The following is a 380-nucleotide window of genomic DNA, read 5'->3' as shown; positions in this document are numbered from 1 at the left end:
TCGACAGCCTCTCGCAGATTGGCGCTCTCGATGTGGCCCTGATGGGCCAGGACGGTCAGCTGGTTTAGATTCCGTCCCCAGGCCCGCAGCTCGCCCAGGAGCGGCTTCATATCCTCCACCACATGGATGGGCGTTTCCAGAGCGGCGTGGAGCAGATATTCCTGCTGGCGCAGGCCAGACTGCCGGACTTTGGCCTCGATTTCCCTCCGCTCCGCCGGTGTCACCCGGAAGGCGATGACCCGGTTTCTTGTTCTGATTTCCATGTCTCTGCCTCCTCTCTCGCATAAAAATTCTGGTATGGTGTTGCCGGGAAGCACACCATACCAGAACATTTCCTGGAAAGCCAGGGGTTACGGGAAGAGTTATCAGAACATTCATAA

1 protein-coding gene is annotated in these 380 nt (G+C 57.4%); it reads right to left on the bottom strand.

The window, feature by feature from the left end; translation table 11 throughout:
- The coding region (locus H9X91_RS14860) for a plasmid mobilization protein (protein ID WP_204805885.1) at positions 1-263 on the bottom strand (263 nt) is incomplete at its 3' end.
- Positions 264-380: the final 117 nt, after the last annotated feature.

Source organism: Oscillibacter valericigenes (assembly GCF_016902445.1).
GTDB classification, from domain to species: domain Bacteria; phylum Bacillota; class Clostridia; order Oscillospirales; family Oscillospiraceae; genus Oscillibacter; species Oscillibacter avistercoris.
The sequence above is the reverse complement of the archived record's forward strand: the minus strand, read 5'-3'. Positions and strand labels throughout refer to the sequence as shown.